Here is a 2,939-nt window from a genome sequence, read left to right on the forward strand (position 1 = left end):
ATTTTAATAGGTTATGCAAGAAGTCTAATTTCTTTTTTGTTAAGTTTAGAACATATGAGTTGCTCTAATTATTGAAATTTGGAATTATGAAAAATTAAATTTATATCAGTAATATTTTTTATACTTAAAAGTTCTTTATCTAATTCATTAATTTTAGTTTTTAATTGAGTTTTTTCTAAATTATTATTATAAACAGTATAGTTATATTTTCTCATAAAATTATTTAGTTCAAAATCCACATCTTGTCTTAATTTTATATCAATATTACAAATAAGATTAAATAATGTTTTGTTTTCCTTGTCAATTGCATTGGCCATATTCATTAATGCATTTCCAACTATTATAGATCAATTGTTAATTTTATTGAGAGAATCAATGACTTCATTTTTAAAATTTTTAAATTCATCTTTTAAATCATTTTGTTCTTTCGCCATATTAATTTGGTCCTTTCTAATTTATTACACATTTTATATAATCTTTAAATTTATACTTTTTTCATACTTTAATTATATATTTTTATATAAAGTATGCTATAACTTCATTAATAAATTTGTTGCACTTTCATTTATAATTTATAAAAAATTTTTAAATTTAAGTATTTTCTACTATAATTATTAAAACTATAAAATTAATGTTTGATCAATATTTCTAAATAATATAATCATACAAATTTTAAGGAAAGAGAAAGGAACATAAGTAGATGAAAAAAGCAGTTTTTTCTGATTTGGATGGAACTTTATTAAAGGATAATCATCGGTTTAGTCGGTTAACAAAAAAAACAGTTAATTCAATTCAAAAAAAAGGAATCCCTTTTGTTGTTACAACAGGGCGCCTAGCTAATGATGCAATTCGTCAAGCACGAAAACTAAAAGTTCATAAGTATGATGGTTATGTTTTGGCAAATAATGGAGCAAGTGCTTATTCTTTTAAGACTAATAGTTTTTTATGAATGATGATTTTTACAACAGCAGAAATTAAAACCATTTTTGATTTTACTTATCGCAAATATAAAGTTCATTTTTTTAGTAATAATAGTACTTATGTTTACGAATATGGTGAGAATTCTTATTATTGATCAAAAATAATGCGAACAAAATATAAAATTATCACCAAGGTCGCTGATATTACAGAAGATATTACACATGCTAGTGTTATTGCCCATCAGTCCTTAGATGATAAGGGTGCTAGTGAATTAATGACAAAGTTACGACAATTATTACCGCAATTAGATATTACTCAATATAATAATCGTGTTTTTGAAATTGCTTGCAAGGGGATTTCAAAAGGTAGTGCCTTGCAATTTTTATCCCATCATATTGGAATTGATATTAGTCAAACTTATTCATTTGGTGATTCTTATAATGATCTTGAATTAATTCGCCAAGCTGGAGTTGGGATTGCGGTTAGCAATGCGATTGATGAGTTAAAAACAATGGCAAATGAAGTAACATTATCAAATCGTGAAAATGGGCCAGCAAAATATTTGCAACAGTTTTTCTTAAAAAAATAATACTTTTATGATATGATAAAAAAGCAAGAGAATTCAGTAAAGGAGAGAATTAAAATGGCTGTAAATGAAGTAAAAAATATTGATGAATTCGAAAAAAAAATTGGTGATACAAAGTTAACTTTAGTTGATTTTTATGCTGATTGATGTGGACCATGTAAAATGATTGCTCCAATTATTAATGAATTAGCAAAAATTCGTAATGATGTTAATTTTATTAAAGTTAATGTTGATGTTTTACAAGATCTTGCTCAGCATTATGGAATTTTATCAATCCCAACATTAATTACCTTTCAAAATGGAAATGAATTAAAACGTAAAACAGGATTTATAACTGCTAACGAAATTGAACAAGATTTATTAAGTTAACAAAGTTTTTACTAATAATTTAAAAAGGAGAAGGTGAATAAAAAATGGCAATGTCAATGAAGAAACGTCGTCGTTTAATGACAGAGAAAAAAGCGGCGAAAATCTTGGCTCGTAAAGAAGCTGCAAAAAAACAAAAAGAAGAAACAAAAGTTTCAAAGTAGGATATTTAATTTTTAATGGATAATGTTTAATTTAATGAAGATATAGTAATGAACTTTTTAAATCAAAAATTTATTAAATCATCAATTATAACCCTAATTTATCTAAGGATTTTTATAAAATTAAAAAATATTTTACAATAAAAAACACTTAATTATGTTAAATTTTTTAAATATAATTAAGTGTTTTTTTATTTAAAAACAGTTTATAAAATAGTAATAATAAATTTAGAAATAAAAAAGTAGTCTTTATTTTATCCTAAAATAGAAAACACAACAGCAGAAATTAAAGCAAAACCAAAGTTAATTCCAAGCGTAGCAAGCAGAATAAAACCTTTTTTCTTTAAATATCAGACATAACCATTATATTCCGTTTTCAAATGTGAATATTTTGTAATAATATGAAAACCAAGGTCTGCTTGTCAGGGTGCTAATTCTTTTGTTGTATTTAGTTTTCGGAGTGGATTTTTAACTAGAATTCAGTTAGTAATAAACATTACTAAAATAATAATAATTAGAATACCAAAGAAAATTTGCGATAAGTCACTATTACTTAACTGTAATTGTTTTTGACATAATATTAGTGGCGTCATGATGCTAACTTGGATTAATAAAAAAATAATATTAGTAATTAAACTAATAATTCAAAAATTTTTAAGAGATGTTTTCATTAGTTAATTAAATTTTTTAGGAAAATTTTTATTAAGTAAGTTAAAAAATGCTAACAAATTCATCCTCAGCAATTCGTAAGCGAGGGAAACTTGTTCCTTTAACATTAGACTTCTTGCATAATCTAGTTATTTTAAAATTCCTATAAAATATATTTAAAATAGAAATTATAGGAATCTAAAATTATGAAATTTGATAAATTTGATTTTATTAATGATAAAGAATTATTCCGATTA

The 2,939-nt window shown here is 23.7% G+C and carries 4 protein-coding genes; 2 read left to right on the plus strand and 2 right to left on the minus strand.

The window, feature by feature from the left end:
• Positions 1-68 precede the first annotated feature (68 nt).
• Positions 69-434 carry a hypothetical protein gene (locus BST80_RS04780; RefSeq protein WP_415746201.1) on the minus strand — a complete coding sequence of 122 codons (366 nt, stop codon included), beginning with the start codon at positions 432-434 and terminating at the stop codon, positions 69-71.
• Between the two features lie 266 nt (positions 435-700).
• Here BST80_RS04780 and BST80_RS04785 point away from each other — a divergent pair, with 266 nt between their 5' ends.
• Both BST80_RS04785 and trxA read left to right on the plus strand, forming a co-directional pair.
• On the plus strand, positions 701-1,510 hold the full coding sequence (locus BST80_RS04785; RefSeq protein WP_114565339.1) for a Cof-type HAD-IIB family hydrolase: 810 nt from the start codon (positions 701-703) through the stop codon (positions 1,508-1,510).
• Positions 1,511-1,564: 54 nt separating this feature from the next.
• The gene (gene trxA, locus BST80_RS04790) at positions 1,565-1,876 is read left to right on the plus strand and encodes a thioredoxin (protein WP_415746202.1); all 312 of its coding nucleotides are present in this window, start codon (positions 1,565-1,567) and stop codon (positions 1,874-1,876) included.
• 412 nt (positions 1,877-2,288) lie between these two features.
• Here trxA and BST80_RS04795 read toward each other — a convergent pair whose 3' ends face one another.
• Positions 2,289-2,705, minus strand: coding sequence for a hypothetical protein (locus tag BST80_RS04795; protein ID WP_348736005.1), 417 nt, complete (start codon positions 2,703-2,705; stop codon positions 2,289-2,291).
• Positions 2,706-2,939: the final 234 nt, after the last annotated feature.

The sequence above is a fragment of the Spiroplasma sp. Moj genome (assembly GCF_016082285.1).
GTDB lineage: Bacteria > Bacillota_I > Bacilli_A > Mycoplasmatales > Mycoplasmataceae > Spiroplasma > Spiroplasma phoeniceum.